Origin of the sequence: Microbulbifer sp. ARAS458-1 (assembly GCF_045348205.1) — a bacterium.
GTDB lineage: Bacteria > Pseudomonadota > Gammaproteobacteria > Pseudomonadales > Cellvibrionaceae > Microbulbifer.
Window position 1 is genome coordinate 3,429,369 of record NZ_CP155838.1, and the last position, 26,681, is coordinate 3,456,049.

A 26,681-nucleotide genomic window follows, 5' to 3' on the forward strand; every position below is an offset into this window, starting at 1 on the left:
CAAACTACAACGTCTTATTCAACAAAATTCAGATTACGGGCAAGACGGAGCCGCCGCCCAAAAGGTGCTGGCGGTAAAACCGGTTGCGCTGCTGTTGGACGCCGGCAGGTTCCAGGCAGTGGGACCTGCATGAGTAGCATCACAGCCGTACTCGATCACACTCCAGTGCGAACCACCGGCAACTGCGGAATCGGTGCGCATGCACTTCACCGGGCTGTCGTAACCAGCGCCGATCACCACGTTGGTGAACATACCGTCGGTACCCTGCTTCAGGTCAAAGGGAATACCGGAAGCCGCGGGCGCGGTGCTGCCGACAAAATCAATGCTCATGTTCGACACGATACCTTTGGAGCGCGGCAGGGCATTGGCATTGTCCGGGTTATTGGCCAGCTCAAGACCGTAGCCGGCACCGTCATTCTGCTTGATGTTCACATTGGACAGAACACCCTGGTACCCCAGGTCCCAATCCACGCTGTCGTCTTCGTTGCAGGCCATCCACATATTGCTGATGCCAACGTTGCCACCAAAGAACTCGACGCCGTCATCCGCGTTGCCCTGCACGTGGATGTTGTTGATGGTGGTCGTGCTGCTGACCGCATACAGCGTCAGGCCATTGATCTCGTTACCATCAGAAATCACGTGGCCGCCCTCGGCGATAACCACATATTCCAAGGTACCGCTGCTCATGGCATTCGGCGCAGACAGGTGGCCACTGCCGAAGTAAGCCGCACTGGCAACACCTTCCATGGTGCAGACATCACCCATCTGGCCACCGCTAATGGCGCCGCTCGGGCAGGCGTTGCTCTCGCCGAAACCGGCCACTACCAGACCGCCCCACTCACCGGAGCCGTCATAGCCAGCATCGAGAGAGGAGAAAATGATCGGGTCGTTGGCGGTACCCTGTGCATCAATCTGTGCACCGCGGGAAATGATCAGTGCGGATGCGCTATCGACGGCACCGGCGATCTGGGCACCGGCTTCGATCTGCAGCACGGTATTGTCAACGGTGCTCGGATCGGCGTTCTGGGTATTGCCATTACCGACGACCACGATACCCGGCAGCGTCCAGATGATCTGCTCACCTTCGTAGTCGCCATCCGCTACTTCTTTTGCCAGCACAACGGTATCGTCTTCAACGATAGACAGCGGCAGCTCACACAGAACCGGCCCCTCGGAAACCTGATCCCAGGTACCGTTAAAGTTACACTCTTCGTCAAGACCGAGATCGGTAACGGCGTATGACATTGAAGCCAGCGCCATCAGGCTGACAGACAGAATTGTCTTTTTCATAACCAAGTCCTTTCAAGTTTATGCAGCAGCTTCCAGGAATTAAAAATGTATCCCATTGAAAACCGGATGATTATTTACAAGAAGTACCTCACCGGAGAAAACTCAACCAAATATGATTGAGTGAACCCATATTAAAAAAAACACATTAACCTCTCGTTTCATATCCATATTAAATTCCACTAACCACCGAGGACTCTTGTTTTTTAAATTATTAAAAACTGCCTATAGACGAGAAATATACAGAAAGGCGACATTAATTTTTTAATTAAAAAAAATTACACAGACAAGAAAAGATAATTAAAAATTCTCGCATAAATCCTCTACAACTTCTTAACAAAAAACACCCAAAAAAAAGGCCGGATCAAATCCGGCCTTCTAGAGCGCTATAAAATCTACAATCTTTCATCCGCAACGGTTTCACCAGCATTGATCGGAATAAAGTAATCCACCACACCGAAATAGTTGCTATCGGTGATAAACTCCTTATCCACGGTCAGCGAGGAGGAATAATCCAACGGCGCCCGCCCCTGGTTGATCAAATCAGTCGCAGGAAATCTACTTCCCCACTCGGTAAACACAAGCCCCTTGCTAGATTCGAAAGAACTTTCGTTGTAGTACGTACCCACCGTCCAATCCAGCTCATAAATATCGGAGCTTGCCTGGCTCGGGCTGGCAATGGTCGCAGAGTTACTGGCGTTGCCCGACATATTAACGATATCGCGGGTAACAAAGCTTTGCCGGACCGCGCTGGCAAATGTAGTGTTATCGGACAAGACACTGCACCCAAGCGCCAACTGCTTGAACGCGATTTCTTTGCCCACCAGGGGCTGGGTGCTTGCATCGGTTTTTATACAGTAATCCACTCGCTCGCCATAGCCCGGCTCATAGGGATTCGGCTCCCGGCCTTCGATGGTAAAGTGGCTGTAACTGCTTCCGACCACGCTGTTGTAAAGGAACAGTCCGGAGCCGCTGGCGAGTTCGATGGCAGCACTGTAGGCATCTGGAAAATCCCGCGGGTCCCACTCGGACACCTGTAGTGTCATATTGGCAATGGTCGGCATGGAGCGCGGCAGGTCGTTCTCGTGCCCGGGCGCGCCATTCAGCCCCTGAACTACGGGGTAGAACCAGGTACTGCCATCACTGTCCTGTACCAGTGCCTCGTACTCCGGTATATCGTCGTCATCGTCCTGCTCCAGGCGCCAGTCCAGCCACAGGTCCTGCATGGTGCCCTGGTAGCCGTGGTTCCAGCGGATATGACTGCCCCAGGCCGGTTCTGGATCATCTATATACAGGTTGCGCAGATTGACCGCGCCGCCGTCGATATCAATGACCGGCGCACCGTAATTTTTTGCGGCGAGAAATTCCCAGTCGCCATCGTGATACAGGTTGTGGATCTCGCCGCGGCCGACGCTGTTCAACTGGATACGACCGCCGAGCATATGCAGGTTCTCGATCCGCAGATTTTTATGGCTGTTGTCGTAACCGCCGTGGTAGCCGTACTCGCCCTGGATATTGCACACGCGGGTGCCGGGCTCGGCTGTGGCGGCATCGGGGCACTGGTTGTTGCGACCGAAACCGTCGACGATCAGGCCATCCCAGGCAAGGATATCGACATCGGCCGGCTGCCCCGTTTCCAAGTCATGCTGCAAGTACAACTGATCAATCACGCCGATCAGGTTTACCGGCCCCGCCGCATCCGTATCCCCTTCGACAAAGCTCTCTGCACCCACAATCTCGAGCGCTCCGCCGCGGGTAATATGCAGACCACCGCCGACAGACACCATCACGGTCGCGGAGGCTTCAATACCCAGCGTGGCCGGGTCCGCCTTCATGGCTTGCACCTGCGCCGGGTCGGTGAGTTCCAGATGGCCCTCGCCGATGCGCACCAGGCCATTGATCAGCCACAGGGTGGGCAGTGGATCGTAGGCCACGGAAAATTCGCGCTCCACCAATTCGCCATCGACAAATACAGTGCGCTTGACCATATCCACAACCTGCCCGCCATTCTCCACGGCCAGCCTGTCGGCACCGGTATAAGCATTCAGCAGGAAATCCTCGGTAATAGTGCCGCGCAGCCCGCAGACCTTGTACTGTGGAGAATAGAATCCCCAGGTCGTGCCGGTTTCGTCACGGATAGCAATTTCGTCCCCAAGATATTCATAGTCATCTTCCAGCACGCCCTTGAAGTCGCACTCCGCCGCCAGCAATACGCCGACGGAATCGCTCCAGCCCAGATACCAGTCGTCGATGGAATCCCGCACGGAGCCCATGAAATTCACGTTCGCGTTCAGGTAATTGGCAACCGCGCCGGCGAGGGTAAAGTCGATACTGGATTCGATGCCGGGAATATCGCTGCCACTCGGGACGAAGTTGCTGTCCAGCACTGCAGACACCTGATACACGCCGCTCAGCCCCTGGGTGCTGGCGGCGTAGTCCATTCCCGCTTCTTCGTCTTCTTCGGCAATGGTGGCACCGCAATCCAGCACCACGTTGTCGAAAAAGATTTCAGCCGGGTCACTGGTCTGCAGGCTGGCGGTGGCCGGGTCGTCGATATCCAGGCAGGTGTTGAAGTCCGCCACCACCGAGTTGTACAGCAGCAGGCCGGAGCCCTGTTCCAGCAGTATGGCGGTATCCACCTGTTCTGCGCCTTTTACGGTGATATTCGCCATCACCGGGCGCGAGCGCGGTGCGGCATCGTGATCGTCGGCGTTATTGCGGCCGTGCAGGGCGTGGCCGACGCTTTCGGCTCCGGATTGCAGAATGGCGTACTGCAGGCTGCCGCGGTAGCCGGTGGCCCATTGCACCTGGTTGCCCACCACATCGGAGACCAACAGGTTGTCGATATTTACCGCACCGCCATTCAGTGACAGACCTGTGCTGGCAGAATCGGCAATGTCCAGGTAATTGATCTGACCCGCAGCGCTGACTTCATTCAGGGTCAGTGCCGGCTGGCCATTGCCGGCGTTCAGCACACGCAGGTAGTCGATTTCCACAAACTGCTTCTGCGCCAGCGCGCAGAGCTCGGCACTACTGCAGCTGTCTGCCAGGCCGTTGATGGTGATACCGCCCCAGCCCGCCTGTGCATCCAGCGCTTTTAACTCGATCGGGTCTGCGGCAGTGCCAGCGATGGTCAGGGCCACGCCGGGGTTTACCGTCAGCGTTGCACCGGTAGCCACCTGAACGACGGAGGTGTGATCCAGAATGACTTTTTGCGGTCTGGCCAGTAATGCCTGTTGTTGTGCGGCGTCCAGTCCGCTGAAGCCTGTACCCAGGGTGACGTTTCCGCTCAGGCGCCACAACACCAGTTCGCCGTTGATATCGTTATCGAAATAGAGGTTATCGGTAATCTCACCGGTCAGTTCGCATACGCGGTAATTACTGGTGCCGATACTGACGGTTTCCTCCAGCAATGCGCCGGCACCGTAACAGGGCGCGTAAACCAGACCCAGCTCGTAGCCGTAGACCTGGGTACTGCCGCTCAGTAGGGCCGCGTTGATACCGGAGATTTCGGTGTTGTCAATTTCCAGCCGGTTGGTGAGATCCGGATTCAAGGTGTAGAAATTTTCCGCGTTGGCCAGTACCTCGGCGGCATAGTCACTACCGTCGTCCGCAGCAGCGGTGGTTTCACTGCAATAAAAAGCGCTATTGGTAATCGCAACACCGGTGTTGCCGTCGGCAATATCCAGGCAGGCGCCAAAGCCCTGCACCACCATATTGTCGATGCCGATTTTGCCGCCGCCGGCGAGCACCAGCGCGGCGCCGGCGTTGAGAGATTGATCCACCAGGGTGAGGCCGCTGATGGATACACCGCTGTCGCCGCTGCCACTGTTCTCGCCTTTAACCGCGGCGAGATCGGACTGGTGGTGAATGATGCTGTTCACCACCTCGCCGCCAAAACCACTGTGCCAGTACAGCGCGTGGCCCTGGTTGCCCAAGGCTCTGAGCCTGTTAATGCCCAGCGCTCCGCCATTCAGCTCCAGACCATTGGTCGCACTGTAAAAAACACCTTGGGGAGCAGAGGTCTGAACAAAATGCGGCGCATTGAGGGTGATGGCCGCGGAGAGCCGCCCACCGCCACTCAGCTCACCGCCGGCTTCTGCCACGTAACCGTCAAAACCAGTTCCACGTGCCATGACACTTTCACGAGCTTCCTGTAGCGACAGCCCGCCGTAATAACCCCACTCACCCTGCACGTTGCAGAAATTGTCCGCACCACCGGTGGTGCCGCAGTCCGGGTGGTAGCCGATGCCGTTTACCACCACACCGCCCCACTCGCCACCGCCAGTATTGTTGTCGTCGATGGATTCAATATCCGGTGCGAAACTGCCATTGCGGTGCACCACCACCACGGTGCCCGGCATTGCATACACTTTTGACGCGTTGCCAACATAGTGGAGTGTATCTGCCTGCAGTTCCGCCAGAGTTGCGTAGCTCTTGCTCTCGCCGATTTCGTAGGTGCCGTCCAGCACCCACACCAGCGGCTCGAAATTGTGGCTGCTCTTGAGACGGACATCTACCTGCTGGCCGGCATCCGTGTTGAGCAGGCAAGCCTGGGTTTCCACGCCGTCGATCACTACCGGCTCTGTGGGGGTCCCCACTACACCACCGACACCCACCTCACACTGCTGCAGGCGGATCTCCAGGGAATCCTCCTGCGCGATATCGTCTGATATGTCCCCCTCACAGGCGGCGAGCAGCAGGGCGCTGGTGGCCAGCGCCAGCCCGCGGCACAGCGACGGGAATTTTGGTTTTACTGTAAACATGGATTCACCCATTTATATCTGGTCTTGAAATACATTTGATCTTTTAACACTGGCCTATGAATTTTCTGGCTCAGAACTCGTAACTGGCAGAGAGCTTGAAGCGGCGCCCGGATTGGTAGCTCAGGTAGGGCACGTTGAACTTCACATATTCCAGGTTGCGCTCTTCATCCAGCAGGTTGTCTGCCGAGGCGGCAAGCGAGAGGCCATTCATAAAATTTTTCTTGTAGATCAGCCGCAGGTCACTGTAGGACTGCCGGTACACGTCACCCAAAAGAGCGGAGTTCGCCGTCGCACCGTTGGTAATGGCCAGTTCCTCCCCAGTCTGGTTAAACACCAGGGTCACTTCCTGGCCGCTGTCGACGTGGTCGTAGCCCAGTTGCAGGTTGGCGATATAGTCCGGCTGGCCCTGTAGCGGGCGGGTGACTTCGCGCACACCAACTCCAGAACCCTCGGTGACATCCACCGAGGACTCGATATGGGTGTAATTGAATTGCACAAACAGTTCGTGGCCGCGGTTGGGGCCGAGCACAAATTCCTTGCGCAGGTCCAGCTCCACCCCTTCCACTTCCGCCTGCTCGGCATTGTCGAAGGTGTAGTAGTCGTACACATTGCCAGTTTTGTCGAAGCGGTTTTCGATGGCGTTGGTGAGGTCTTTCTGGAACAGGGCGAGGGTGATGGACTCGGTATCCGACGGATACCACTCCAGACGCAGGTCGAGGTTTTCGATATCCGCCGGCTTCAGGTCCGGGTTGCCGGTGTAGACCTCCAGAGTTTCGATGTCGTTAAACTTGCGCGGGAAAATCTCGAACACTTCCGGCCAGTTGACGGTTTCCGACCAGGCGGCGCGCAGCTGCCAGGCGTCGTTGAACATCCAGGTAAGGCCGAGGGACGGGTTGGTGCGCTCCTTGTCCATCACATTGCGGAGTGGCTCCGGGGTGTAGGCGTATACCTCCCCTTCCAGAGTGAAGGTCTCTCTGCGTGCCCCCAGGTTGACCTTGAGTTTCTCGCGGATATTGGCCTCCACCAGTGCGTATTCCGCGGTGGTGCTGAGCTCGCTGAGGTAGTCGTCTCCTTCCCAGCCCACATCGTTTTCCGGCGGAATGCTGACGATGCCGATGGAGAGCAGCGTGCCACTCGAACCAATGGTGCCAAGGATGTTTTCGGACACAAAGTGCTTACGTGGATCGGGGATACCGCCGTCACCCACGGTGTAACCGCTTCCCTGGAGACGCCAGTTGTAGTTGGTGACATCGCCCTCCCGGTCCCGCTGCAGCGACTCCGCACCGGCCTTCAACAGCAGGGAGACGCCACTGATCTCGTCGATGGGCAACTCCAGATCCAGGCGGTAGCCTTCGTTGTCCTCCCGCATGGTTTCCCAGAGGTTGTAGTGGGCGGTCGGCTCATCGCTGAGTTGAAATGGCTGGATGAGTCGGCCTTCATAGGTGTACTGAGTGGCGTTGGGTCGGTCGTAGTCGGTGTTGGCGGTCATGGCCTGCCACTTTACGCCGAGGTCCCCCAGATAGAGGGACCAGCCGCTGTCGGCGGAGATATCCAGACTGTGGGAGCCCCACAACTGATGACTGACCAGCTGTTCCTCGATCCAGTCGACCCGTTGACGCCAGAAAATATGTGCATCCGGAGAACTTTTCGCACCGCTGTCTTCACCGTTGCGCAGGCGTTCGGTGATTTCTCCTGTCGCATCGTAAATCTCGTATTTCGTTTCCAGCTCGCTGGAATTAGTGGTGTGGCGCAGGGCGATATTGTTGAGGCCCAGCTGGTGATTGTCGGCGATATCCCACTGCAGGTTCACCATGGCGCTGAGGTCGATCACATTGTTGGTGTCGAGGGTTTCCGCTTCGCTGTCGAGAAAGATCTTGTTTGCGTCGTTCTGGGTTCCCCTAAAGCGGGTGTTTTCCTTGGTGTTGCTGCTCCACTTGTTGGCGTAGCGCACCGCGCCGATCACACCCAGACGCTGCTCACCCAGCTCCCAGCTGTTGCCGCCGTTGAAGCTGACGCTGGTATCCGCCTGCGCCTCGCCGTAGACGATGGCATTGTGGGGAATGGACTCGCCCATGGCTTTAAAGAAGGCGGCATCGAAGCCGGCGTCGACACCGTTTTTGATATTCACGTACTGATCCACCGAGGGCTTGAGGATATCCGGCAGATCGCGGCTGCCGTCGTCCATGCCCAGCCAGTCCCTGTTGCCCTGGGTGCTGGACATCAGCAGGCCGTCACCGTGCATATCGCCGTGGCTGACGGAGGAGGAGATTTTAAAAAAGCCCTCATCGGGAATATCCCGGGTGCGCATGCTGATATGGCCGGCGGTTGCACCGAGAGGCACATCCGCGGTGGCGCTCTTCTGCAGGCTGAGGCCCTGCATGATGCCGGCGGGGAAGATATCGAACGGCAGATCGCGGCGCGCCGGGTCTGTACTCGGCAGGGTGGCGCCGTTCAGGTCGGTGGACTGGTAGCGGCCTTTCATACCGCGCACGATGGCAAAGCGGTCGTCTTCCATGGACACACCCACCACGCGCTTGAGCGCGCTGCTTACCATGGAATCGTCGAAGCGGGCGATCTGGGTGAAGTCGATACTGTCTACCACCGAGGAGGAAATGCGCTCGATCTCGATCGGGTTGCCCGGCAGGTAGCGGCCGAGTACCTGTACCTCTTCCACCACCGGCGCGTCGCCACCGGCAAATGCATCCTTCGGCGAGAGTTGCACGTCTACCGCCAGGTTCATTTTGGACAGCACACGCTGGTCGCGCAGGCGGCTGCCCTGGTACTCCGGGTGCTGCAGTTCCAGCTGGTAGACGCCCTGGGGCAGCTCCAGCTCGAAGGCGCCGAAGCGGTCGGTAACCGTACTTTGAGTGCTGCCCACCACCGTGACAGCGACATTGCGCAGCGGCACGTTTTCACCGGCACTCACCACCTTGCCCTGAATCAGGCCTGGCAGCAGGCTTTCGCCACCGCTTCCGGCAAGCCCTTCGCCGTCCGCACTGGCGGAATCAAACGCGGACAGAGCAAGGCGCTGCAACGATTTGATGGCGCGGTCGCTGGCGGAGTCACTGTTGACGATAATCACTGCGGCCTCGTCGGCGCCGATGGTGAATTCGTAAGGGATCAAGCGCTCGCCGATGCGCAACTGCAATTGATGGCCGCCACCGGGCAGGTCGTCATACCAGAAACTTTCCCCCGCCGCACTGCTGCCGATGGCCTTGCCATCCAGCAGTACTTCGGTCACCGCCGCCGGCTCACCGTCAACAAACGCATCCAGCTTGATGGCCGCCGCCTGTCCCTGGCTGGCTACCACCATGCCAATCGCGCTGCACAGCAGCCGCTTTGAAGCACTCAATCCCATGTTGTCCCCCGCTCTTAAAGCTAAAGAAAAGAAAAGAAAAGTAATAAGAACCATCCTGTGCGGCGGCATCCCCCCCGCGAACGCCGGGCCCGGTTCAGGATTCACACAACCACAGAGATCCCCGGTTTTTTCCAAGCCCGATGTATACAACGACGGAAAAACGAGACGCAGGCGACAAAAATTGAATGAAACTTTCGTGAAGGTTTTTTGGCGGAGGTGTCACAAAGGGTTGTGCAGAGAGGGTCGGGAAAGGGTGTGCAAGGGGGAGGAAGGGCTGGCGGGGGATCGGAGGAAAGTGGGAAGCTTACCTCGCCAGGGTAATCCGGTCTCGACCGGCGTAGTCCACACGGGTTTCCACTTCCGTGTAACCCGCGGCAGCGAAAATCTGACGCACCGCTTTGCCCTGCTCCCACCCGTGTTCCACGGCGAGCAGGCCGCCCGGTGCGAGGTGACGGCGGGCATCATTGGCGATTTTTCGGATGTCCGACAGCCCGTGATCGTCGGCCACCAGAGCGGACAGCGGTTCAAAACGCACATCGCCCTCGCGCAGGTGGGGATCCTGCGTATCGATATAGGGCGGGTTGCTGACGATCACATCGAACTGCTGTTGGGCCAGTGCGGAAAACCAGTCGCTCTGCAGGACTTTCACATTGGAGAAACCAAGCCGCTGGCGGTTCTCTTCCGCAAGGGCGACGGCTGCGGGCATGGTATCAACGGCGGTAATTGCCCAGCGTTTTTTCTCGCTGGCCAGTGCCAGGGCGATGGCACCGGTACCGGTGCCCAGGTCGAGAACGTTTGCCTCGGTCTGTAGGCAGCGCTCCAGTACCACCTCCACCAGCACCTCGGTATCCGGGCGTGGAATCAGGGTGGAGCGATTGACCTTGAGGGGGAGAGACCAGAATTCGCGACTGCCGGTGAGGTGGGCCACCGGCTCGCCGGCGATACGCCGTTTTACCAGCGCGTCGAAGCGCGACTGCTGTTCCGGATCCAGTTGGTGTTCGGGCCAGGTGTAGAGCCAGGCGCGGGACTTGCCCAGCAGATGACAGAGCAGCACTTCCAGATCCAGACGCGGGCTATCGCTCTCTAGCAGCTCTGCTGCGCGCTGCAGGTTTTCCTTCACCGTGGCCATGAGATTTAATTCTGCCCCAATGCCGCCAACTGATCCGCCTGATATTCGGTGCGCAGGGGACCAATGACCTCGTCCACGGCGCCCTGCATGACTTCGTCGAGCTTGTACAGGGTCAGGCCGATACGATGGTCGGTGACCCGCCCCTGCGGGAAGTTGTAGGTGCGAATACGCTCAGAGCGGTCGCCACTGCCCACCAGGTTTCTGCGCGCGTCGGAAATCTCCTGCGCCGCGGCGGATTCCTGTGCGCTGTTCAGTTTGGCCTGCAGCAATGCCATGGCCTTGGCCCGGTTCTTGTGCTGAGAGCGCTCGTCCTGACACTCCACCACAATACCGGTGGGGATATGGGTAAGGCGCACGGCGGAGTCGGTTTTGTTGACGTGCTGACCACCGGCACCGGAGGCACGGTAGGTGTCCACACGCAGGTCGGCCTTGTTGATCTCGATCGCGTCGCGCTCGTCCGGTTCCGGCATGACCGCCACGGTGCAGGCCGAGGTGTGGATGCGTCCCTGGGATTCGGTTTCCGGCACCCGTTGCACCCGGTGCGCGCCGGACTCGAATTTCAGTTTCGCGTAAACGTCTTCGCCGGCAACCCGGGTGATGATTTCTTTATAGCCACCGTGCTCGCCGGGGTTTTCACTGATCACCTCAACTCGCCAGCCCTGCTTTTCCGCGTAGCGGGAATACATGCGGAACAGGTCGCCGGAGAAGATCGCCGCTTCGTCGCCGCCGGTGCCGGCGCGAATTTCCAGGTAGACGTTTTTGCGATCGTTGGGGTCCCGGGGCAGTAGCAGCGTCTGCAATTCTTTTTCCAGAGGTTCCAGTTGCGCTTCCGCTTCACGCAATTCTTCCTGGGCCATTTCGCGCATGTCCGCATCGCTCTCTTCGAGCATTTCGCGGGCCGCGGCCATATCGTCCTGCAGGGTTTTATAGCGGCTGTAACAGCCCACTACTTCTTCCAGTTCGGCATATTCCCGGGACAGATCGCGGAATTTTTCCTGATCGCTGATGATTTCCGCATCCCCCAGCAAGGCGGACACTTCCTCGTGACGCTCTACCAGGTTATCGAGTTTCTGTTGTACAGAAGCTTTCATTACTTGAGTTTCTTCTTCGCCGGCCCTGGGGCCGAGTGGTCGGTAGGCTGGCTGCGGTCTTCGTCAGCCAGGCCAATAATTTCCCGCACCAGCCGCAGGCGATCCAGGTCGCCGTCGGCGGTCGCCTGGCGCAGGGCCACGGTGGGCGCATGAATCAATTTGTTGGTCAGGGATCTGGCCAGCTGCTCAAGAAGCTGTTCCGGGTCACCACCCGTGCGCAGTTGAACCAATGACTTCTCGAGCTCGTCTTTACTAATCCCCTGTGCCTGGCGGCGGTAACTGCGGATAGAGTCCACCGCACGCAGGCTGCGGTGCTCGCGCATAAAGGCAGAAGCAGCCACATTTACAATTTCGTCCGCGGCCTCGGCTGCCTGTTCCCGCAGCCGCTTGCCTTCGTCGATCACACCGCGCAGGTCATCCACGGTATAGAGGTAAATGTCATCCAGCTTGCCCACCTGCGGCTCTATATCCCGCGGCACCGCAATATCCACCATAAACATGGGGCGGTGGCGACGCTGCTTGAGTGCCGACTCCACTGCCCCCTTGCCGAGTATCGGCAACTGGCTGGCGGTAGAGCTGATGACAATATCGGCGCGGGGCAGATATTCAGGGATATCCGCCAGCAGGATCGCCTCAGCGCCGAAGTCCTCCGCCAGTGCCTGGGCACGGTTGAGCGTGCGGTTGGCGACAATCAGCCGCTTCACCCCTTTATCGAGCAAATGCCGGGCCACCAGCTCGATGGTTTCGCCGGCGCCGATCAGCAGCGCAGTCTGCTCGCGCAGGTCGGTAAAAATGCGCGATGCCAGGGAGACGGCAGCAAAGGCCACAGATACCGGGTTCTCGCCAATCGCGGTCTCGGTGCGCACCTTTTTCGCCACCGAGAAGACCTGCTGGAATACATTGTGCAGGGTAGAACCGACACTGCCGGACTCCCGCGCTACTGCATAGGCCGACTTCATCTGCCCGAGAATCTGAGGCTCGCCGAGCACCAGCGAGTCAAGCCCACAGGCCACCCGCATCATATGGCGCACTGCGGACTCGTCGGTGAACTGGTAGTGACAGCTGGTCAGCTCGTCCAGGGGCACGCCGTGATACTCGGCGATCCAGGCGAGGACGGATTCCGCAGTCGCTTCGCCGTAGATTTCGGTGCGGTTACAGGTGGAGAGAATGGCCAATTCCGGGCACTCGAGGGCAAGTCGCGCCTCGGCGAGGGCGCTGGGCATCACTTCCGGGGCGAAAGCCACCCGCTCACGCACCGCCACCGGTGCGCTATCGTGATTGATTCCCAGAGCAAGGATTGGCATAAGTTCTCGTCATCTCTTCCAGATACTGCGACGCACCTGGCACAAAAAGGCCGCACATTGTCCGGGCCCATTGCGGCTGGTGCAAGTGGATTACGGCTATGTGCCTGATAGCACCTCTCAGTTAGAACCTCTCAGTTAGAACCTCTCAGTTAGAACCTCTCAGTTAGAACCTCTCAGTTAGAACCTCTCAGTTAGTACCTCTCAGTCCGATCTGGCTCTACCCGGTATAAATAGATGCTGACTTTGCCGCTGAATCTGGCCCTGGGGCAACAGGTGGGCAAATTCAGAACTAGAATTATACGGCGATAACCCGGAAAAATACGCCAAAAGGCGTCTCCTCTGCCGGATTGGCATCGCTTCCAGCGCGCCCGGGGCACCCCCGATCCACTGGAGTTCACAGGAGACGCGAACGTACGGACACGTTTCTATGCAGCTTTTCTTTCCCTTCCTCTACGCCCGAAAACTCACCCGCACACCATTGAGTGCGGCCATGGAACAGGGCGCAGCGACCCGGCCCTCCCGCCCGTTGTGCATTACTGCCGCGGCCGCCTCCATCGCCATTTTATGCGCCTGTGCCCAACAGCCGCCCCAGTCGCACGAGGCCAGTGGCGGAGACTGGCAGGCCGCATGGGAAGCGGAAGCCTCGACCGCCCCGGCACAGGCGGAAGCAGAAAATAAGAACGCCGCTGGGGATTCCGTACCGGAAAACACAGCAGGCGAAACCTCTGCGGTCGAAGAGGAAGCGGTTGACACCAAGACCAAGCCGTTCCCCATCGAAACCTTCTATACATTGCTGGTCGCGGAAGTGGCGGGCAACCGAGAGCAGTACGATCTGGCTCTGGCCAACTATTATTTTCAGGCAGAGCGCACCAAGGATGCCGGGATTGCCGCCCGCGCAACCCGGATCGCCCGCTACCTGAATGCTCGCCGAGCCGCGCTGCGCTCCGCGGTCCTCTGGGTGGAACTGGAGCCTGAAAGCGCCGAGGCCCAGCTCGCCGCCACGGCAGAACTGACGCTGGCAGGTAAACTGGATGAAGCGCTACACCACGCTGAGCGTGCACTTGAGCTTGGCGGTGACGCGCCACTGCAATCGGTGGCAGCCACGGCTGTCGATAATGAAGAGCTCGCCGCGAAGGTACTCCCGGAATTCCAACGCCTGTCACAGAAACACCCGGACAACTCCGAAGTTTCCCTGGCCCTTGCCATGGTACTGCGTGCGAATAACCGCTCTGAAGAAGCGCTGCTGGTAACCCGTCAAGTGCAGGAACGCGACCCGGCCAACCTGGACGCCCCCCTTCTGGAATCCCACGCACTGATTGATATGGGACGGGAACGGGAGGCAAGGCGCCTACTGGAAAACCTGGTAGAACTGTACCCAAAGGAAAGCCGCCTGCGCCTGCAATATGCGCGCCTGCTTATTCGTCAAGATCTAGAGCTGGCTGAGCAACAGTTTGCCGAACTGGTGAAACAGCGCCCCAATGACAGCAACCTGATTCTGTCCCTGGCACTGATCCATTACGAAACCAAACAGTTCGACGATGCAAAACCGCTGCTGGAAACCTTACTGGCTCAGGAAGAGCACGAATCCGCCGCACATTTTTATCTGGCCGGAATCGCCGAGCAGTCTGCTGACCCACAGCAGGCTGTCACTCACTACCGTATGGTGCGGCCGGGCAGCGACTATGTGCAGGCAATCACCCGCGGCACCAGCCTGCTCGCCGCACAGGGGCAAACCGAAGCGGTAAATCAGTGGTTTGCGGAACTTCGACAACGCCACCCAACGCAAGTGGAACAGTTCTATTTGCTGGAGACAGAACTGTTAACCAAACACGGGTACCTGCAGGAAGCGCAGACGCTGCTGGGCAATGCGATTGCTGAAAATCAGGATAGTAATCGCCTGATTTACGCCCATGCGATGACCAGCGAACAACTGGGAGATTTGGCAAACTTTGAACAGGGTTTGCGCAAGCTGTTGTCTCGCGACCCGGATAATGCGAATCTTCTGAATACGTTGGGTTACAAACTGCTTTCTTACGACGACCGCCTGGAAGAAGCGCTGGTACTGATTAGCAAAGCGCTGGAGCTAAGCCCGGATGATCCTGCGATCATCGACAGCATGGGCTGGGCGCACCATCGACTCGGTAATCACTCCGAAGCGGTGCAATACCTGCAGAAAGCCCTGAGCCTGTTGCAGGATCCAGAAATCGCTGCGCATCTGGGTGAAGCGCTCTGGGCACAGGGCGATCGCCAACAGGCGATGCAAGTATGGGAGCAGGGATTGCAGAAACACCCGGAAAGTAAACTTATCCCAGAAGCCATGCAGCGGCTGCAGGACCAACAAAGACTGGAACAGCATGTTACGGAAAGCTGACGTTCTCCCCCCCCTCTACCGTTCACCCAACCAACCGCAGGGCGCGCATCGCGCCCTGAAGCTTGTTGGTGCTGTGTTGCTGCTAACACTTGCTGCGTGCAGTGCGCAAAAACCACAGCCTCAGCAACCGAGCGAACCGACCGCTCATCAGCCGTCTTCCGCTGCGGCGCTGCAGCGCTGGGAAGCCAAGGGAAAAATGGGCGTGCGCTCCCCGAAAGAAAATGGCAGTGCCAACCTGATCTGGCAGCAGGCTGACAGGGCCAATTACCGCATTCACCTGAGCGGCCCCCTCGGCGCCGGCGCAACGTCAATCAGCGGCTCCCCGGGAGGCGTCAGCCTGCAGCGCGGCAACGACCCGGCCGTTTTCGCCTCAGACCCCGCGCAGCTAACAGAGCAGATCATGGGATGGCCGCTGCCAGTCTCCGAAATGTTTTACTGGGTGCGCGGCCTGGCGGCCCCTGGCGCGGTGAGTGGCCAGCGAAAAAACGCCCAGGGGCTGATGCAGAGCCTGCAACAATCGGGGTGGACCCTGGAATTTACGGGCTACCAGTCTGTTGGGCCCTATAAATTGCCCGGCAAAATCAAGGCATCCACCAACAATGCCGCGGGCCCGGTAAGCGTCACTCTGGTGATCAAGGAGTGGAGCCCGCGATAAAGCACCTTGAGCACATCGCCCTGCGCGATAAGACTCCCAAATGAACGGGTGGCTGCTAAACTGGCCGCCCGTTTTTTATGAATCCTCGTTAAATGGCCACCCAGACGCTCACCCTTACCGCCCCAGCCAAGCTCAATCTGATGCTGCGCATCCTCGGACGCCGCGCCGATGGCTATCACGAGTTGCAAACGGTTTTCCAATTGCTGGACTTTGGTGACAACCTGGTTTTTCGCTCCACCGATGACCATCAGATCCATCTCCACTGCCCAGGGGTCGACGTATCTTCCGAACAGAATCTGGTGTATCGCGCGGCCGCCCTCCTTCGACAGGCCAGCGGCAATTCGGATCTCGGGGCGCACATATCCGTTGAAAAACTCCTGCCCGCCGGCGGCGGCATCGGCGGCGGCAGCAGCGACGCAGCGGCCACCCTGCTGGGGTTGAATCAACTGTGGCAGTGCGGATTCGACCTGAATGCACTGGCTGAACTGGGCCGCCAGCTGGGTGCAGATGTTCCGGTGTTTGTACACGGCCACTCGGCTTTTGCCGAAGGTGTCGGTGAACGATTGACCACTGTATCCATAGAGCCGCGCTGGTATCTGGTGCTGACACCCGCCTGCCATGTCAGCACCGCAGCGCTTTTTTCCGATCCGCGTTTGACAAGAGATTCCGCCGCAATTACATTAGCGGCCCTTCGCGACAGGCGGCTGAACACACACTGGCTCGATGAGTATGCCGGTAACGATTTTCAGCCATTAGTAGAAGACCTCTACCCCGAGGTGCGGCAGGCCAGAGAGTGGCTTGCGCAACATGCCAAGGCATTTCTGACAGGGAGCGGCGCTTGTGTTTTCGCCGGATTCGAATCAGAAAACGCGGCCCAGGCAGTGTTTAATGTGCGGCCTAAAGGGTGGGAAGGTTTTGTTGCCAGAGGAGTGGATGAATCACTCGCTCACCGGCAACTCGCGAAATTTGCAGCAAGAGTCTAAATTGACTACCTGCAACATTGCTGGGGTGTAGCCAAGCGGTAAGGCAGCGGGTTTTGATCCCGTCATGCGAAGGTTCGAATCCTTCCACCCCAGCCATATTTTCAGGTTGGCAGTGAGTATGGCGAAAGCAACGCACTCTGACAGGTTCGAGCCGGAGCTGGCGCAGCCAGCGGAGACCAGCGAGCCGCAGGCGAAGCTAATCCTTCCACCCCAGCCACTCTTTAAGTTTTCATCAATTCTTCCCTGAATTGATGAAAAGACGCTAAGCGCGGCGCATGTCCGCTCTTAGCTCCCGACAAATCAGCGATGTTGATTTGCGGGCGGGCCCTCCTTGGCCCGCTACTGGAGCACTCGGCACCTTCCGAGCTAACATCCGGCGAAAGCCCTCATCAGATACTTGCACCAATGGTCGCCCAATGAAACGGCATCACACTACCCTGCAAGCAGTTCTCGCTCCGAAACTCACCTGAATTTCACTAACATCTTCTACTCCCAACGAAAAAGGTACTCGCAGTGGCTGACTTAATGGTCTTCACCGGCAACGCAAACCCGGAACTGGCACAAAAGATTGTTGAGCATATGGCGATACCGCTGGGAGAGGCGGTGGTTAAGCGCTTTTCCGACGGTGAGATCGCCGTGGAAATCACCGACAATGTGCGCGGCCGCGACGTATTTGTCGTGCAGTCCACCTGCCAGCCCACCAACCGCAACATCATGGAGCTGATCCTGCTGGTAGACGCCCTGCGCCGCGCCTCCGCCGGCCGTATCACCGCGGTAGTACCCTACTTCGGCTACGCCCGCCAGGATCGCCGCGTACGTTCTCAGCGCGTACCGATTTCCGCCAAGGTTGTGGCCGACATGATGGTGAGCGTGGGTATCGACCGCGTTCTGACCGTCGACCTGCACGCCGAGCAGATCCAGGGCTTCTTCGATGTACCTGTGGACAACGTATACGGCTCCTCCGTACTGCTGGACGACATCGAGCGCCAGAGTTACGAAGATCTGGTGGTAGTTTCCCCGGACATCGGTGGTGTTGTGCGCGCCCGCGCTGTGGCCAAGAGCCTGGACTGCGATCTGGCAATCATCGACAAACGTCGCCCGGCCGCCAACGTCGCAGAAGTGATGAACATCATCGGTGAGGTCAGCGGCCGCACCTGCCTGCTGGTGGACGACATGGTCGACACCGCCGGCACCCTGTGCAACGCCGCCAGCGCCCTGAAAGAACACGGCGCCAAGAAAGTTGTCGCCTACTGTACCCACCCGGTACTGTCCGGTAAGGCCATCGACAACCTGAACAACTCGGTAATGGATGAACTGGTAGTCACCGACTCCATCCCCCTGGGAGACAAAATGGAGAAGGCACCGAAGATTCGCCAACTGACCCTATCCGCCATGCTGGCCGAGTCCATGCGCCGCATCAGTAACGAAGAATCCCTGTCGGCGATGTTCCGCTCTTAACCCCCCGGTGGATGCGCTGCGCTTATCCACCCTATGGTATGTCGATATATTTTCGTAGGGTGGATAAGCGCAGCGCATCCACCAGCTTGCCGAGTCGCTACACCGCGACAATCCGCTGGCATTCCCCCGCACTTCCCCTTAGAATACGCGCCCGCCCGGCACTGCTGGGCGTTTACTATTGGGCGTTTCAATAGATTCGGCCCAGCCTATAGCAACGCCAGAGGGTACCGGTCGCAGGTCCTTCTGGACAGACAACCTGAGGTTTACCCCATGTCTGATTTTAAATTGAACGCCAACGTCCGTAGCGACGAAGGGAAAGGTGCGAGCCGCCGCCTGCGTCGTGAGGAAGCAAAAGTTCCAGCCATCATTTACGGTGGCAAAGCGGAACCGCAATCCATTGCTCTGCTGCAGAAAGACCTGTTCAAGGCACTGGAAAGCGAGTCTTTCTTCTCTTCCGTGATCACTCTGAGTGTTGATGGTAAAGACGAAACCGTAATCCTGCGCGACCTGCAGCGTCACCCGGCCAAAGCCGTCCTGCTGCACGCTGACTTCCAGCGCGTTTCTGCCAACACCAAAGTTCACGTGAAAGTGCCTCTGCACTTCCTGAATGAAGACACCTGTAAAGGCGTGAAGGCCGGCGGTATCGTGTCTCATACCCTGAACGAGCTGGATATCAATGCCCCGGCTTCCAAGCTGCCTGAGTTCATCGAAGTAGACCTGGCCGACCTGGAGCTGGACGGCACTGTTCACATCTCCGACATCAAACTGCCGGAAGGTGTTGAGTCTGTAGACCTGGCGCACGGTGAAGACCACGACCTGGTTGTTGCCTCTGTACACAAGCCGCGCGGCGCTGTTGAAGCCGACGCTGAAGCTGCAGAAGGCGAAGAGTCCGGCGAAGCATAAGCCGGCTTTTCTCCAGGTAAGGTAACAGTACCTTGAGCAAGGCTCCGGACACGCCCATCCAGTTGATTGTGGGCCTGGGAAATCCAGGCCCAGAATACGACCGGACGCGACATAATGCCGGAGCCGATTTTGTCTCCGAGCTGGCCCGTATCCACGGCACCCAGCTTGCGCCGGACAGCAAGTACCACGGTCTCTCGGGCCGGGTACGGATCGGCGGGCAGGATATCCGCCTGCTGATCCCCACCACTTATATGAATCGCAGCGGCCAGGCAGTGGGCCCGCTGGCGAACTTCTTCAAGATTCCCGCCGAAGCCATTCTGGTCGCTCACGATGAGCTGGACCTGCCCTGCGGCACCGCACGCCTGAAAAAAGGTGGCGGACACGGGGGCCATAACGGCCTGCGCGATATCATCAGCGCCCTCGGGAACAATCGTGAATTCATGCGCCTGCGCCTCGGCATCGACCACCCGGGTAACGCCCGCGATGTCGCCAACTACGTACTGCAGCGCGCGCCCCGCACCGAACAGGACCAGCTGGCTGAAGCCATCGATCGCGCCGTGGATGTTATGCCCACCGCCGCCGCTGGTGACTGGAACGGCGCGATGAAAACACTGCATACCAACTCCAAATAGCAGCCTTTTTCGGTGCGCTATCAGCGCTCCGATCACAACACGAACACATTATTAGGATTCAGACCATGGGTTTTACTTGCGGCATCGTCGGCCTGCCCAACGTGGGCAAATCCACCCTGTTCAATGCCCTGACCAAAGCGGGCATCGATGCAGAAAACTTTCCCTTCTGCACCATTGAGCCGAACGCGGGTATCGTACCGGTACCGGATGCGCGCCTCGACAAGCTGGCGGAGATCGTCAAACCCCAGAAACTGATCCCCACCACCATGGAATTCACCGATATCGCGGGACTGGTCGCAGGCGCCTCCAAGGGTGAGGGCCTGGGCAACAAGTTCCTCGCCAATATCCGCGAGACCGACGCCATCGCCCACGTGGTGCGCTGCTTCGAAAACGACAACGTGATCCACGTCGCCAACCAGGTGGACCCGGTCGCAGACATCGAGGTAATCAACACCGAGCTGGCACTGGCCGACCTGGACACCGTGGAAAAGGCACTGCTGCGCTACACCCGTGCCGCCAAGGGCCAGGACAAGCACGCCATCAAAATGAAAGCGCTGCTGGAAAAGGTTCAGCCGCACCTGGACGAAGCCAAACCCCTGCGCTCTTTCGGTCTCTCCGACGACGAGCTGGAAGGCCTGCGCGAACTGAGCCTGCTCACCGTCAAGCCCACCATGTACATCGCTAACGTGGATGAGGACGGCTTCGAGAACAATCCACACCTGGATGCTGTGGCCGCCATCGCCGCGGAAGAAAACGCGGTACTGGTCCCCATTTGCAACAAGCTGGAATCCGAAATCGCCGAACTCGACGACGATGAAAAACAGGAATTCCTGGAAGAACTGGGCATGGACGAGCCGGGCCTGAACCGCGTTATTCGCGCCGGTTACGAGCTGCTGGGCCTGCACACCTATTTCACCGCCGGTGTAAAAGAAGTGCGTGCCTGGACCATCCCCCTGGGCGCCACCGCGCCGCAGGCAGCGGGCAAGATCCACACGGATTTCGAGAAGGGCTTTATCCGCGCGGAAGTAGTGAGCTACGACGACTTCGTCAGCAACAAGGGCGAAGCCGGTGCCAAAGAGGCCGGTAAGTGGCGCCTGGAAGGTAAGGACTACGTGGTTGCCGACGGCGACGTGGTGCACTTCCGCTTTAACGTATAACCCCCACCTCCCCCGGCTAACCAGTTAGCCTCTCGGCGGGAGCGCCACAAGCGCTGCCGCCGATTCGGACCCGCTACCCGCGATCCCCCTACAGCACCACCACTACCGAAGGTTGCCATGTATCAATCCAACTGGAGAGTCGGCCTGCCCCTCGCCCTGACCACAGCCTTTCTGTGGGCGCTCTTGCCCATCGCCATGAAAGGGCTGATCGAGGACATGGACTCCACCACCGTCACCTGGTTTCGCTTTTTTGGCGCGGCGCTGTTTGCCGGTGCCTGGTATGGCTGGCGGCGTGAACTGGAGCTGAGAAAACTGCTCAGTGGACGCCTGCTGCCCTACACTCTGCTCGCGGTCGGCGGTCTTCTGGGCAACTACATCGCCTACGCTACCGGCCTCAACTACATCACCCCCGGCGCCCTGCAGGTACTGATCCAGCTGGCACCACTGTTACTGCTGATCTTCAGCGTGCTCTGGCTTGGCGAGCGCTTTTCGCCACGCCAGTGGATGGGCGTAGCACTGGTGTGTATCGGCTTACCCCTGTTCTTCAACCTTCGTATCGGCGAATTACTCGATGGCCAGGACCCGCAATACCTGATCGGCGTGGGCCTGGTGGTGATCGCCGCAGTGACCTGGGCTGTGTACGGACTGTTTCAGAAGAAGATCGTCGCTGAATCCCGCCCCCAGAATCTGCTGATGATGATCTATGTGGCAGGCAGCCTGTGCTTCCTTCCGGTTTCCACTCCGTCCAGCGCGCTCACATTGGACGGGCTAGGCTGGGCTCTGCTGCTGTTCCTCACAGCCAACACTCTGATCGCCTACGGCGCCTTCGCCAAAGCCATGGCCGCCTGGGAGGCATCCCGGGTAAGTGCCACCCTCGCCCTGGTGCCACTGATGACCCTGGCGCTCAGCGCGGTTATAAGCGCTTTCTGGCCCGGTTACATTGAATCTGAGCCGATGAACTGGATCAGTTGGGTTGGCGCGTTTACCGTCGTCCTCGGCTCCCTGCTGGCAGCCATTGGCCGCGGCCGCTGAACCCTTGGGCAATTTGATGGCGAATTGGGCGTCGCACGTAACTTACTGATTAATTTACCAAAAAAGTATTGACAGCCCTCCGAGGTCGCCCGATAATGCGCGCCCTCGGTTAGCCGAGACTTTCAGTGGCAAGGTAGCTCAGCTGGTTAGAGCGCAGCACTCATAATGCTGAGGTCGGGAGTTCAAGTCTCCCCCTTGCTACCATTTTCCCCCTGTGAGAAACCAGACTCACAGCACCTTTACTGGGGTGTAGCCAAGCGGTAAGGCAGCGGGTTTTGATCCCGTCATGCGAAGGTTCGAATCCTTCCACCCCAGCCATATATAAAAAAGGCGACTTCGCAAGAAGTCGCCTTTTTTATTGCGCCACGATAAAGACGAGCAAGCTCAGTTAGTTATGCGACTGACTCCCCGATCGCCGCTGTAGAAAGAGGTGGACCCGACTCCACTCGATATCTCCCAGCATCCGCATTGCCCAGCCGGCGCAGCCACTCAAAGCCCAGCAGACAAACCAGCACCGCACCGGCAAATATCGCCATACCCCATACACCCAGGGTCTCGCGCTCGGTAAAGCCGGTCCACAGATACTGGCCAATACACAACACGGCCACCACCAGCAGTGTCGGCTTGCGGCCAATCAGCCCCACCACAAACACTCCCAGCGGTGCACCCAGCGCCACTACCGGCGCGGCCGCCAGCCAATTGCCAAGCACGCCCGGCTGCCAGGTGCCGGTAACCGTTTTCACCGCCACTCCCACCAGTGAGGTAAATGCCATGATGATCACCGAGGTGGGAATCGCCACCTTGAGGTCCACCCGGCACAGCAATACCAGCAGTGCGTAAATCACCATATCGATCCCCACCCCGGTAATCGCCGCCGCCATGCCACCGGCGCAGAACCCAGCCACAAGGCCCAGGCGGAAGTCTCGCGCCGAAGCATTAGCGCCGAGTCCGGAATGAGAGGTGATCTCCTGCAGGCGGTACAGGTGCAGCAGACCAAAGCTGCCCCAGATCACCGCAAACGCCAGTTTTATCCACAGCTCCGGAATCAGTGGGGATAAAAACAGAATACCCAGTGGCGTGCCGACCAGTGCACCGATCATGGCACCCCGCAACATACTCCAGGCGAGCGCCTGCCGACGACAGAGAATAAAGATACTGGCACTGACCATGCCGATGGACTGCACCGCAAAACTAAAGTCACGGCCAAGGCTCGCGGGCATATCAAACAGCAACACAAGCACCGGGAAGCCCACGGTACCGCCGCCCATCGGGGTAGAACCGGCAGCGTAGCTGCCAATTGCCATGGAAAGGGCCATGGGCCAGTGTTCGGTAACGAGGGGCCACAGGCTCCGCGTGACAATATACAGCCCCCATAAGCAGTAGAAGCTGCACAGCCAGATTACCCAAGGGGCATACCGTGAACTAAAAGCCTTCATGACGCTCAGGTCCGCTTTCTGGACTGAATCAGCTTAAGGAACTCTTCATGTGCCATGGTGCCGGCTTTTGCCCGCTTCAGAATTTGGTTGAAGCGATCAAAGGTGGAATCTATTTCATTTTCCGACAAGGCAAAGCGGGGTGCGGGGTAGTGCTGCATTCCGTATAGAACGTAACGATAGTTGGTATCAGTAAAAATACTGGCAAAGCTTCCGGCAAAATCCTGATATTCACAAATCTTGCGCTGCCACAGCGGAAGCTTTGACTTCAGCCAAGAACAACCATCGACAGTAGCCGGAGCTGCCCGCCAGAACGCACTATCATCGCGATTCGAGAGACAGTAATGAAGCACAATGAACTGTTTCAGGTCCTGATAAAACCCTCGCAACTTTTCATTATAAGAGTCACGCAACTCACAACTCCCATCATCCGCAGCTAGATGTGTGGCCAGCAAGCTCACGCCGAGGTGGATCATATGCAGACCAGTAGATTCTAGTGGTTCAATAAAGCCGCCGGACAGGCCAATAGCCACGCAGTTTCCAATCCATACATCGTTTCTGCAACCAACCTTCATATCCAAGTGTTTGCATTTAATTACACTGGACTCAACTCCTAAAAAGGCCCGCAGCTCTGCTTCTGCCTGCTCAGGTGTAAGCCGCTTACTATCGTACACATACCCACTTCCTTGGCGGTTTACCAAGTCAATCTGCCAGGCCCAGCCACTGGAAAGTGCCGTTGCCACCGTATACGAGCGCGGCTTTTCGCCACCGGGAAGCTCTCGCTGAATCGCGACAGCCTTGTCACATGGCAAAACTTCAGTAAAAGAAACCCAATTGTCTTGTTTGAGCTTCTCGATTAGCAGCCCGCGAAACCCTGTACAGTCTATGAAAAAATCGCCAGCAAACTGCCCCTCGTCCGTGAGGACAGACCGGATTTCTCCCGCAACAACTTCGACATCCGTAACCGTCGCTTCAATATGGCGGACTCCCTGCTCTACCGCTTTACGTCTTAGAAAGCGCGCAAGCAGTGTCGCATCGAGATGGTACCCATACGGAACCGCCGCTTGGTACTGCGGCGAAGGTGCACCTTTAGGGCAACGCCCCCACTTGATCAGGTGGGAGTTAACGCTCACGCCTTCATCATAACGCTCCTGCGCAGCACGCCCCCCCACAAACCAAGCACTAGAAATATCGATAGACCCACCCGGCTGCTGCTGATCAAACGGATGGAAATACTCGTGAACATTGCCATCGACCGGCTTCATCCAGTTACGAAACATGATGCCAGACTTGATCGTCGCATTGGTCTCCGCCATCAACTCGGCTTCGTCTAGACCCATGGCACCGAAAAAGAAACGAATACTGTGTACCGTCGCTTCGCCGACGCCGATAATACCGATATCCGGGCTTTCAATAACATTGATCTGGTAATTCTGAACTTCGCGATTGAAGTAACGATTCAGGTAAATAGCCGCCATCCAGCCCGCGCTACCACCACCCACGATATTCAATATTTTTATGTTGCTTGACTGCATATTTTTTTAGATTTTTTGCAGGCCGAACCTTTTGATTTTTTCGATCAGCGCGCGATGCTCTGGCAGACTATTAAGTAACTGGTCGGAAAAACCTGCGATTTCATTCATTCGACTCTGGGCAGCGGGCATCATGGAATATCGCCCCGATATAGATTTTTCGATCGATGTATCAAATTCCATCCCGTATAGGACATATTGATAATTTGCCAAGTTGAAGATTTCTAGCTTGCTGGGGAATTCGTAGGCACTAGGCGGCTGCGATTTCCACAACTGCAATTTCTCCGCGAGCGAGTCGGGTATCGTCGATGCCTCACAGTTCTCAACCCAGAAAGGGTGGTCTTTTCGTTGGCTTATACAGTAGTGCAATTTGATAAAATCAATCACTCGATCCCATGCATACTGGACCGCCTGATTGAATCGCCGCGCTACAATTGACATTACCGAGCGATTAGCCGGAAATGTATCAGCGAGCATTCTTGCGGTGGCGTCATATACCAGGATTCCAGTTGCCTCGAGAGGTTCGACAAACCCTTGGGACAAGCCAATTGCAACGCAATTATTCTTCCAGTAAGTTTGCCGGTGCCCCACACGCATGGGGATTTTTCTGATCGACAACTTCCCGCCCTCATCACCTAGGTAGCGACGAAACACGGTTTCTGCGCGGTCGTGATCGGTGTGTGCGCTGGAATATACATAGCCTGTGCCACGCCTTTCCGACAACCCAATATCCCATACCCATCCACTTTCCTGCGCAGTCGAAACGGTAAAGCTGGGAATGGGCGAATTTTCTACCGCATATGGAAGCTGAGCGGCCAGCGCATAGTCTGCGAAAAGTACGTTGCGTTTATCAACAAACCCAACCCCCATTGCCTGCCCCAGCAACAAGGATGCAAAACCGGTGCAGTCAACAAAAAGATCCGCCTCGATATGCTCTCCAGCACTGGTTGATACTGACCGGATATTGCCGGACTCATCCCGATGAACCTGTTGCACGTCAGCCAGTAAATGTGTCACACCAAGCTTTTCAACCCCGTGACGCGTTAGAAGTCGTGCAAATTTCGCCGCATCCAGGTGGTATGCATAACTCACGATACCCTCGAACTCAGGTATCGTCATATCTTTTGGCCCCAGCCCTCGATCACACACGGCACCCTGCACAGACACCGCATCCACGTAACTGCGATCCTTGGCACTTTGCAGCCAATAAGGAGTCAAATCTCCTATGCCGGTATCAGGATAATCGAAGACATGGTGATAAAAATCTGACCCCGCCCCCCCGGGCGGGCGCACCCAGTTCGCGAACTTGATGCCCTGTTTGAAGGTCGCATCGCATTCACGCACAAACTCGGTTTCACTAATTCCTAGGTAACGGAGAGATTCCCGAATTGCAGGGACAGTGCCTTCGCCGACACCGATTGTAGGAATGTTCTCAGACTCTACCAGCGTTACCTGAACACCGGCGGGGGAAGAAGAGGATAGCTTTTTAGCGAGGTGACAGGCCGACAACCAGCCAGCCGTGCCCCCTCCAACTACCAATACGCGCTTGATTTGTTCATCGTTATTGATAGTCATCATACAAAACAGCAG

At 57.7% G+C, this 26,681-nt stretch carries 17 protein-coding genes and 3 tRNA genes; 11 read left to right on the plus strand and 9 right to left on the minus strand.

Features of this window, described 5'->3' with window-relative positions:
- Positions 1–33: 33 nt before the first annotated feature.
- The 6 genes from AAFH99_RS14275 to hemA all read right to left on the minus strand — a co-directional run bounded on the left by AAFH99_RS14275 (position 34) and on the right by hemA (position 12,935).
- Positions 34–1,290: a hypothetical protein gene (locus AAFH99_RS14275; protein WP_043318735.1), complete on the minus strand. Its 1,257-nt coding sequence runs from the start codon at positions 1,288–1,290 to the stop codon at positions 34–36.
- Between the two features lie 392 nt (positions 1,291–1,682).
- On the minus strand, positions 1,683–6,053 hold the full coding sequence (locus AAFH99_RS14280) for a hypothetical protein (RefSeq protein ID WP_406828036.1): 4,371 nt from the start codon (positions 6,051–6,053) through the stop codon (positions 1,683–1,685).
- Between the two features lie 70 nt (positions 6,054–6,123).
- Positions 6,124–9,411, minus strand: coding sequence for a TonB-dependent receptor (locus AAFH99_RS14285; protein WP_043318738.1), 3,288 nt, complete (start codon positions 9,409–9,411; stop codon positions 6,124–6,126).
- A 304-nt stretch (positions 9,412–9,715) separates the two neighbouring features.
- Positions 9,716–10,540 (minus strand): peptide chain release factor N(5)-glutamine methyltransferase, encoded by an 825-nt coding sequence (gene prmC, locus AAFH99_RS14290; protein WP_043318740.1) that lies wholly within the window; start codon positions 10,538–10,540, stop codon positions 9,716–9,718.
- A gap of 5 nt (positions 10,541–10,545) precedes the next feature.
- Positions 10,546–11,631 (minus strand): peptide chain release factor 1, encoded by a 1,086-nt coding sequence (gene prfA / locus AAFH99_RS14295; protein ID WP_406828037.1) that lies wholly within the window; start codon positions 11,629–11,631, stop codon positions 10,546–10,548.
- Positions 11,631–12,935 carry a glutamyl-tRNA reductase gene (gene hemA / locus AAFH99_RS14300; RefSeq protein WP_406828038.1) on the minus strand — a complete coding sequence of 435 codons (1,305 nt, stop codon included), beginning with the start codon at positions 12,933–12,935 and terminating at the stop codon, positions 11,631–11,633. Before hemA ends, prfA begins: the two co-directional genes overlap by 1 nt.
- Before the next feature lie 427 nt (positions 12,936–13,362).
- On the opposite strand from hemA, the gene AAFH99_RS14305 reads away from it, so the two are divergent.
- From AAFH99_RS14305 to AAFH99_RS14355, 11 genes are all read left to right on the plus strand, one after another.
- Complete coding sequence (locus tag AAFH99_RS14305) at positions 13,363–15,306, plus strand: tetratricopeptide repeat protein (protein WP_043318745.1); 1,944 nt, start codon at positions 13,363–13,365, stop codon at positions 15,304–15,306.
- Positions 15,290–15,961, plus strand: coding sequence for a lipoprotein insertase outer membrane protein LolB (gene lolB, locus AAFH99_RS14310; RefSeq protein ID WP_406828039.1), 672 nt, complete (start codon positions 15,290–15,292; stop codon positions 15,959–15,961). The genes AAFH99_RS14305 and lolB overlap by 17 nt, the downstream gene beginning before the upstream one ends.
- Before the next feature lie 92 nt (positions 15,962–16,053).
- Positions 16,054–16,944, plus strand: a complete 891-nt coding sequence (ispE, locus tag AAFH99_RS14315; RefSeq protein ID WP_406828040.1) for a 4-(cytidine 5'-diphospho)-2-C-methyl-D-erythritol kinase — start codon at positions 16,054–16,056, stop codon at positions 16,942–16,944.
- A 21-nt stretch (positions 16,945–16,965) separates the two neighbouring features.
- A tRNA-Gln gene (locus AAFH99_RS14320) sits at positions 16,966–17,040 on the plus strand.
- 429 nt (positions 17,041–17,469) lie between these two features.
- Complete coding sequence (locus AAFH99_RS14325; protein ID WP_043318750.1) at positions 17,470–18,402, plus strand: ribose-phosphate pyrophosphokinase; 933 nt, start codon at positions 17,470–17,472, stop codon at positions 18,400–18,402.
- Between the two features lie 270 nt (positions 18,403–18,672).
- On the plus strand, positions 18,673–19,305 hold the full coding sequence (locus AAFH99_RS14330) for a 50S ribosomal protein L25/general stress protein Ctc (RefSeq protein WP_043318752.1): 633 nt from the start codon (positions 18,673–18,675) through the stop codon (positions 19,303–19,305).
- A 32-nt stretch (positions 19,306–19,337) separates the two neighbouring features.
- A complete protein-coding gene (pth, locus tag AAFH99_RS14335) occupies positions 19,338–19,937 on the plus strand; it encodes an aminoacyl-tRNA hydrolase (protein WP_043318754.1) in 600 nt (199 codons plus the stop codon).
- A 65-nt stretch (positions 19,938–20,002) separates the two neighbouring features.
- Positions 20,003–21,094, plus strand: a complete 1,092-nt coding sequence (gene ychF / locus AAFH99_RS14340; protein WP_406828041.1) for a redox-regulated ATPase YchF — start codon at positions 20,003–20,005, stop codon at positions 21,092–21,094.
- Between the two features lie 117 nt (positions 21,095–21,211).
- Positions 21,212–22,126 (plus strand): DMT family transporter, encoded by a 915-nt coding sequence (locus AAFH99_RS14345; protein WP_043318758.1) that lies wholly within the window; start codon positions 21,212–21,214, stop codon positions 22,124–22,126.
- Between the two features lie 127 nt (positions 22,127–22,253).
- A tRNA-Met gene (locus AAFH99_RS14350) sits at positions 22,254–22,330 on the plus strand.
- Positions 22,331–22,369: 39 nt separating this feature from the next.
- Positions 22,370–22,444: transfer RNA gene (locus AAFH99_RS14355), tRNA-Gln, on the plus strand.
- 74 nt (positions 22,445–22,518) lie between these two features.
- Here the strand turns inward: AAFH99_RS14355 and AAFH99_RS14360 are convergent.
- The 3 genes from AAFH99_RS14360 to AAFH99_RS14370 form a co-directional block, all read right to left on the minus strand.
- Positions 22,519–23,442, minus strand: coding sequence for a sulfite exporter TauE/SafE family protein (locus AAFH99_RS14360; protein WP_406828042.1), 924 nt, complete (start codon positions 23,440–23,442; stop codon positions 22,519–22,521).
- A gap of 125 nt (positions 23,443–23,567) precedes the next feature.
- Positions 23,568–25,094, minus strand: a complete 1,527-nt coding sequence (locus AAFH99_RS14365) for a tryptophan halogenase family protein (RefSeq protein ID WP_406828043.1) — start codon at positions 25,092–25,094, stop codon at positions 23,568–23,570.
- 6 nt (positions 25,095–25,100) lie between these two features.
- Positions 25,101–26,669 (minus strand): tryptophan halogenase family protein, encoded by a 1,569-nt coding sequence (locus AAFH99_RS14370; protein WP_406828044.1) that lies wholly within the window; start codon positions 26,667–26,669, stop codon positions 25,101–25,103.
- Between the last annotated feature and the right edge of the window lie 12 nt (positions 26,670–26,681).

Coding starts and splice junctions, on each gene's coding strand:
- ispE (WP_406828040.1), top strand. CDS start 16,054: ATGGCCACCCAGACGCTCACCCTTACCGCCCCAGCCAAGCTCAATCTG.
- lolB (WP_406828039.1), top strand. CDS start 15,290: ATGTTACGGAAAGCTGACGTTCTCCCCCCCCTCTACCGTTCACCCAAC.
- prfA (WP_406828037.1), bottom strand. CDS start 11,631: ATGAAAGCTTCTGTACAACAGAAACTCGATAACCTGGTAGAGCGTCAC.
- AAFH99_RS14370 (WP_406828044.1), bottom strand. CDS start 26,669: ATGATGACTATCAATAACGATGAACAAATCAAGCGCGTATTGGTAGTT.
- AAFH99_RS14285 (WP_043318738.1), bottom strand. CDS start 9,411: ATGGGATTGAGTGCTTCAAAGCGGCTGCTGTGCAGCGCGATTGGCATG.
- prmC (WP_043318740.1), bottom strand. CDS start 10,540: ATGGCCACGGTGAAGGAAAACCTGCAGCGCGCAGCAGAGCTGCTAGAG.
- AAFH99_RS14360 (WP_406828042.1), bottom strand. CDS start 23,442: ATGGCCCTTTCCATGGCAATTGGCAGCTACGCTGCCGGTTCTACCCCG.
- hemA (WP_406828038.1), bottom strand. CDS start 12,935: ATGCCAATCCTTGCTCTGGGAATCAATCACGATAGCGCACCGGTGGCG.
- AAFH99_RS14280 (WP_406828036.1), bottom strand. CDS start 6,053: ATGTTTACAGTAAAACCAAAATTCCCGTCGCTGTGCCGCGGGCTGGCG.
- AAFH99_RS14325 (WP_043318750.1), top strand. CDS start 17,470: ATGGTCTTCACCGGCAACGCAAACCCGGAACTGGCACAAAAGATTGTT.
- AAFH99_RS14345 (WP_043318758.1), top strand. CDS start 21,212: ATGTATCAATCCAACTGGAGAGTCGGCCTGCCCCTCGCCCTGACCACA.
- ychF (WP_406828041.1), top strand. CDS start 20,003: ATGGGTTTTACTTGCGGCATCGTCGGCCTGCCCAACGTGGGCAAATCC.
- AAFH99_RS14305 (WP_043318745.1), top strand. CDS start 13,363: ATGCAGCTTTTCTTTCCCTTCCTCTACGCCCGAAAACTCACCCGCACA.
- AAFH99_RS14330 (WP_043318752.1), top strand. CDS start 18,673: ATGTCTGATTTTAAATTGAACGCCAACGTCCGTAGCGACGAAGGGAAA.
- AAFH99_RS14275 (WP_043318735.1), bottom strand. CDS start 1,290: ATGAAAAAGACAATTCTGTCTGTCAGCCTGATGGCGCTGGCTTCAATG.
- AAFH99_RS14365 (WP_406828043.1), bottom strand. CDS start 25,094: ATGCAGTCAAGCAACATAAAAATATTGAATATCGTGGGTGGTGGTAGC.